This window comes from Nitrobacter sp. 62-13 (assembly GCF_001896955.1).
In the GTDB taxonomy this organism is placed as follows: Bacteria; Pseudomonadota; Alphaproteobacteria; order Rhizobiales; family Xanthobacteraceae; genus Nitrobacter.
The window spans coordinates 863-6,651 of sequence record NZ_MKRN01000160.1; the positions used below are offsets into that span (position 1 = coordinate 863).

At 62.8% G+C, this 5,789-nt stretch carries 6 protein-coding genes and 1 pseudogene; 2 read left to right on the plus strand and 5 right to left on the minus strand.

All coding sequences use genetic code 11. The annotated features are described in order from the left end of the window. Positions 1-766, minus strand: a pseudogene (locus BGN91_RS11155) (DUF4175 family protein); the annotation flags it as partial. 158 nt (positions 767-924) lie between these two features. After that, positions 925-1,338 carry a DUF3775 domain-containing protein gene (locus BGN91_RS11160; protein WP_292613120.1) on the minus strand — a complete coding sequence of 138 codons (414 nt, stop codon included), beginning with the start codon at positions 1,336-1,338 and terminating at the stop codon, positions 925-927. A gap of 241 nt (positions 1,339-1,579) precedes the next feature. On the opposite strand from BGN91_RS11160, the gene BGN91_RS11165 reads away from it, so the two are divergent. Further along, a complete protein-coding gene (locus BGN91_RS11165; RefSeq protein WP_292613122.1) occupies positions 1,580-2,197 on the plus strand; it encodes a glutathione S-transferase in 618 nt (205 codons plus the stop codon). A 60-nt stretch (positions 2,198-2,257) separates the two neighbouring features. Here the strand turns inward: BGN91_RS11165 and BGN91_RS11170 are convergent, their stop codons facing one another. From BGN91_RS11170 to BGN91_RS11180, 3 genes are all read right to left on the minus strand, one after another. Further along, entirely contained in the window at positions 2,258-2,812 is a 555-nt protein-coding gene (locus BGN91_RS11170) for a methylated-DNA--[protein]-cysteine S-methyltransferase (RefSeq protein ID WP_292613124.1), read from the minus strand. A 137-nt stretch (positions 2,813-2,949) separates the two neighbouring features. After that, complete coding sequence (locus tag BGN91_RS11175) at positions 2,950-4,470, minus strand: FAD-dependent oxidoreductase (RefSeq protein WP_292613126.1); 1,521 nt, start codon at positions 4,468-4,470, stop codon at positions 2,950-2,952. A gap of 403 nt (positions 4,471-4,873) precedes the next feature. Next, the gene (locus BGN91_RS11180) at positions 4,874-5,470 is read right to left on the minus strand and encodes a hypothetical protein (protein ID WP_292613128.1); all 597 of its coding nucleotides are present in this window, start codon (positions 5,468-5,470) and stop codon (positions 4,874-4,876) included. Positions 5,471-5,554: 84 nt separating this feature from the next. Here BGN91_RS11180 and BGN91_RS11185 point away from each other — a divergent pair. Beyond that, positions 5,555-5,789 (plus strand): hypothetical protein (locus BGN91_RS11185; protein ID WP_292613130.1); only part of this gene is annotated, 235 nt, incomplete at its 3' end.

Consider the following 5,789-nt stretch of genomic DNA (forward strand, 5'->3'; position numbering starts at 1 on the left):
CGCTGATCGCGACATCGAGGCTGCTTCCGCTCGAACGAACGATCAGCGTGCTGCCCGCCGGGACCGGCAGCGCGGCATCGGACGAGCCCGCATCCTTGTTCGTCGCCGACAGGATGACCGGAGGCTTGCCGGTATAAGGCGGCGGCGCGACCCAGGCGTCGACCCTGACATTGGCCGGGTTGAGCATGCCGTTCAAATCGAACGCGGCGGCCACCCGCTCGGCTCGTTCGCCCCCGGCGGCGATATAGGTCGCGATCATCAGCACCATCACCAGCGCGCGCAGCGCCCAGCGATCATGCATCGGCAGACGTGGTGACGGCAGCCCGGCGCGGATGCGCTCGAGCGAGGCCAGCGTGCGCGCGCGCTGCGCCTGCCACAATGCCAGCGCAACCGGATCCCGTGTCGCGACAGTATCGACAAGCGCGGTCACCGGCCGATGGCGCAGCCCGGCGCTACGGTCGAGCCGGCTCAGCCCTTCCTCGCGGCTCGGCCAGCGAAACCTGACAGCGGGCGCCACGGCGGCCAGCGCCAGCACAACAAATGCAGCCAAAGCGACGGCGCGTCCCGTCGCCGGCAGTTCGAGCCACAGCCCCGCCCACGATACCGCAAGGAACAGTCCGGCGACGCAGAGCAGCCGCGCCAGGTGCGGCCAGGCTCTTTCCCATGCGATCGCCCACCTTGCGCGCCGCAAGGCTCGCGCCAGGCCAAGCCCCGCCGCGGGCTCGCCGCGGTCCTGACCGGATGGATCTGGGATTACGCCGTTCAACAAACTCTCCGGACTGCTGGAGCCATTCTGACTGAATCAAAGCCGGGCTCCAGCTTTTTGTTTTGAAGCGAAGAGATCCCGTTTTCGCCCGAAAACGCTGGAAAACAGCATCCTATCACGGCGGCGGCAATGAGGCATCGGCGCCGGACCGCGACGGCTCACCCTGCCGGCGCAGTGCGCTCGTCGCCCCACCCCAGACCAAACTGATCAAGCCCTTCCGCGAGAAAATCGCTCACAAGCGGTTCGCCGAGCAGATAACTGGCCGTCCGGGAGTTGTGTCCTTCTGCGGCCTCGCGCCGCAAATCCGTCCATTCATCGATCGAGCCATCGCCCCGGCCGAGCCGCATCAGCGCGACCAGATCGATCTGCTCATCCTCGGACAGCGAATTGATGAACCCGGTGATTTCGCGAACCACCGGGTCGTCACCATTGTCGGTCAGCACATCGATCATGTTGTCGTCGGAGGCGTTTGAACCGGAATCCGGGTCCGTCGACGCCTCCTTGGCATCGAACTCGCGAGCTTTCTCGATCAGAAAACCGACCTTTTCCGGCGAAATGACAAGATCCGGCATTGCGATCCTCCTTTGTTCGGAACGCCAACGCAAAGGCTGCCAGGTTGATCCCAATCACCGTGATGTGAGGCAAATTGCGAACGAGATTTCTCGAACCCAAATGGCCTCGCAATCCGATGCTCCGGCCATCCTTGCGAAACCGGGCGAATGGTTGTCGAATGCAGCCTGGTAAATGTTCCATGAACAGCCAAGACCAGAGCACAAAGTCGAAGGGCGCGATCGGCGCTTGAGGCATTTGACAATGAAGCTGATTTTCTCGCCCACCTCGCCCTTTGCCCGCAAGGTTCGCATCGCCGCCATCGAGCTTGGGCTGATCGACACCATCGAACTGGTGCCGGCTGCCTTTGCGCCGGGCAAGCCCAACGACGACTATTCGCGCAACGTCAATCCGCTGAAGAAGCTGCCGGTGCTGATTCTTGACGACGGCAGCGTGATTCTCGATTCCTATGTCATCGTCGAATACCTCGACGAGATCGCAGGCGGCGGGAAGCTGATTCCGGCATCGGGTCCGGCGCGCTGGAAGATCAAGACGGATCATTCGATCGCGCAAGGCATTCTCGATTCCATGGTGCTGTGCCGCTACGAAAAGGCGGCGCGCCCGAAGGAGTTCTACTGGCAGGCTTGGGCCGACGATCACTGGCATCGGGTTTGGACCGGCATGGCGCATTTCGACAGACAGAGCGACCTGCTGTCGCGACCGCTGGATGTCGCGCAGATCGCGCTGACCTGCGTGCTGGGCTACGCCGACTTCCGTTTTGCGGATAGCGGCTGGCGCGAGGCTTATCCGAACCTCGTCGCATTCCAGGACAAGATGATGCAGCGTCCTTCGGTGAAGATTTCGGCGCCGCCCCCGGCGTGACAAGGTTCAGGCGTGACAGGGTTCACATGCTGACCGACCGGCCGCTTCCGTCCGAACGGTTCAGTCGAACAGGCTCGGCGTGTAGTTGACGGCCGCACCCTCGATAGCGAGCATCTTCAGTTTGGTGGCGACGCCGCCGTTCGCCGAAAAACCTCCCGGCTTGCCGCCGGCGGCGAGCACGCGATGGCACGGCACCACGATCGGACACGGATTGCTGCCGAGTGCCTGACCGACGTCGCGCGACAGTTCGACGCCGCCGAGCCGCTTGGCGATCTCGCCATAGGTCATGGTCCGGCCCGGCAGAATCGTGCGGGCGATGTCATAAACATCGCGGTGGAAATCGGGAACGCCGTCGAGATCGAGCGCCACGACGGACAAATCCCTCGGCTTGCCATCGAGCAATTCGATCATGCCGTCGATCGCGGATTGCACGCGGGGTGGCGGGGTTGCCTCCGCGAGTTCGCCATAGCGCTGACGAATGCGGGTTCGGGTCTTGTCCTCATCAGGCAGCGGCAGTTGCACCGCCCGGATGCCGCGCCCGGTCCAGACGACGCCGCATGTACCGATCGCGGTGTCGAACAGCGCAAACTTGCAATCCTTCGCATCTTCGCTCATGGGCCGCTCCGTCTCCAGGTCCCCCTCGTCGGAAATCTAGGTTTGCAGGACGCTGCAATCCACCCGGATTCCCACAGGATACCTGTCGAGCGCGACGGAACGGTCTTCGGCTCTCGCGGCTTCCGGCGGACCGAATTTTACGGTGTGACGGCGCGTTCCATCGCCACTTCGGCCTTGAGGTGGTCGATATCGCGGTAGATCGACGAAACCGCGAGCACGCGTCCCTTGTGCCTGTAACGCAGCAGGCAATCCCTGTCCGCGACGCTGCCGTCGACCTCGATATCGTCCCACTTCAACGCGTGGCCGGCATAGTTGATCGGCACGTCGTAGTGCTGACTCCAGAAGAACGGCACCGCGTCGAACTTTTCGCGGTGTCCCAGCATGTTGCGCGCGGCGACCTGGCCCTGACGCTGCGCCACCACCCAATGCTCGACGCGGATGTTGTCCCCGGAATAAGGGTCCGGCCAGCGCGCGATGTCTCCGGCTGCATAGATACCGGGCGCGCTGGTTTCGAGGAACGCGTTGACGAGCACGCCGCGGTCGATCTTCAACCCCGCTTTTTCGGCAAGCTCCAGGCGTGGTTTCACACCGACGCCGAAAACGACGAAATCGGCATCCAGCGTTCCGCCGCTGCCGAGCGTCACCTTCTGCTCGCCGATCGCGGCCACGGTGTCTTCCAGATGGAAGATCACTCCATGTTCCTCGTGCAGCGCGCGGACGAAATCGCCCATCTCCGCGCCGAGGATGCGTTCCATCGGCCGCAATTCCGGCGCGACGACATGGACTTCGATATCGCGGGCCCGCAACGACGCCGCAACTTCAAGGCCGATGAAACTCGCGCCGATGACAACCACCCTACTTGCCGACTTCGCCGCCTCGATGATGGCGCGGCAATCCTTGAGCGTGCGCAACGTATGGACATGCGGCAGGTTGGCGCCGGGAATCGGCAGCCGAAGCGGCTCGGCGCCGGTCGCCAGCAACAGCCGGTCGTAACCGACGGCGCCGCTCGTGGTCGTGAGCTGGCGCTTATCCGGATCGATGGCGCTAACGGTCGTGCCCAGCCGCAAATCGATGCCGGCCTGCTGGTAGAAATCATCGGGGCGGAGCGGCAGCCAATCCTCGGGCGCGGAGCCGGCGAGATAGTCTTTCGACAGGTTCGGCCTGTCGACCGGCGCCGCATCGTCGCTGCTCAGCATCACGATGCTGCCCTTGTAGTCCTGGCGGCGCAGCATTTCGGCGGCGGCAAAACCGGCCGCGCCGCCGCCGACGATCACGATCTTTTCGGGGTGATCAGGCTTGGCGATCTTCCGCGCGGGCTGCTCGCGTTTTCCGCGAACGAAGATCCGGCCGTCGCGCTGCTCGACCTCCCAGACGTCGAGCGCGTTGAAGGCGGGAGCGCAGGTCGCCTCGCCGGTGCGCAGATCGAAGCAGGCATGATGCCAGGGACAGCGGACGGTGCCGTCGACAACGAGCCCGTCGGCAAGCGGTCCGTGATAGTGGCTGCAATGCGCATCGATTGCGAAAATCTCGGAACCTTCGCGCACCAGCAGGATCTCCCGGTCCCCCACATGGCCGACCAGCTTGCCCTCCTTGAAAGCGCCGGGATCAACACCCTGCGTCAGGTCCGGTCCGCTCGGTTGAGACTGCTCCTCAGCCATTTATCTGGTCCTCCGTGGTTACGCGGCCGCCGGATGCGAGCCCATGCGGACATTCGCGATCCGCTCCACACGGTTTCACACCGACGCGGATACGGCAAGTTGACCTGTTAAGAGCGAACGGAGCGGAAAAGGTTCCGCGATGCAAAGGAGTTGCGTCGCGCCCGGCGAACGTCGCCGACTGCCGCGCCTTTTCCGCAGCAGGATTCTGATTCAGGATACTTTTTCAAGCGAAGCGCGTCCTCGGGACTGATCCGAGGTGGTTACGGCTAGAAATGCTAACGGAATGAACCGCTCGGTCATGGCCGGGGCACGACACTGAACCGATGCGGCCTGTCGTCGCCGACTTTCACGCGAGCCGGCATTCCGCGCGGCGACTATGATCTTCCGGCACCGCGAGGTTGAATTAATCGTCCTCGGACTCCGATAATGCGCCAGCGAGTTTGTCGTAGTATTTGGCGACAAGATCGATATTGCCTTTGTTCTCGATCACCGGCGGCGGCGTCTGCAGCGCCACATTCATGTCATCGAGCGCCTGCTTCTTTTCCTTGGCTGGCATCTTGGTGTCGGCCTGCACCGCGGCAATCTGCCGTTTCAAAACCTCCTGCACGCCAATGTATTTCTTGGTAGCCGGATCGAAACCGCCGAGCACGAGACTGATGTTGTCGATTACGTTGTTGTATTCGGCGTAGCTTGCAAAGCCCGATTTCTTCGCGATCGCGTCGAGCTGCGCGATGGCCTTCGAATCCGGTTTCACATTCGGATTGTCCGGCAGCTTGTCGTCGAGCGCATCCATGTCCTTCTGGGCCGCGAGCACGCCCTCGATCTGCTTCTCGGTGAGCGCGATCTGCTTGATCGGCGCATCGGCGGGCGGCGCAGCTTCGGCCGGCGCGGGAGCAGGTTTGGCCTGCGCGAAGGCGTTGCCGGCCGAAACAGCACTGGCGCACAGGGTGAGACCGGCAACAGCGATCCCGATGAAGGTGGAGCGAACGACGTCGCGCATGTGTTTCTCCTCGGCTTGGCGTTGTTCACGATTCGCGCGGATGAAATGACGGCATGAGGCTATGGGGCCCGAAATGAACGGCCTGTGAACCGGCCGATTCTGGCGACCGATCATCGCCGATCGATACCAGCGCGTGGCACGCAAGCGATGGAACATAAAAAACGCCGCTTCCGTCATGCATGGAGCATTTCGGAAACGGCGTTTTCGTTGATGACACGAAAAGAAATTCACAAAGAGGACATCATTGTCCTTGGCAGGCCTGGCAGCGACCTACTCTCCCAGGGCTTAAGCCATAGTACCATTGGCGCTGAGGAGTTTA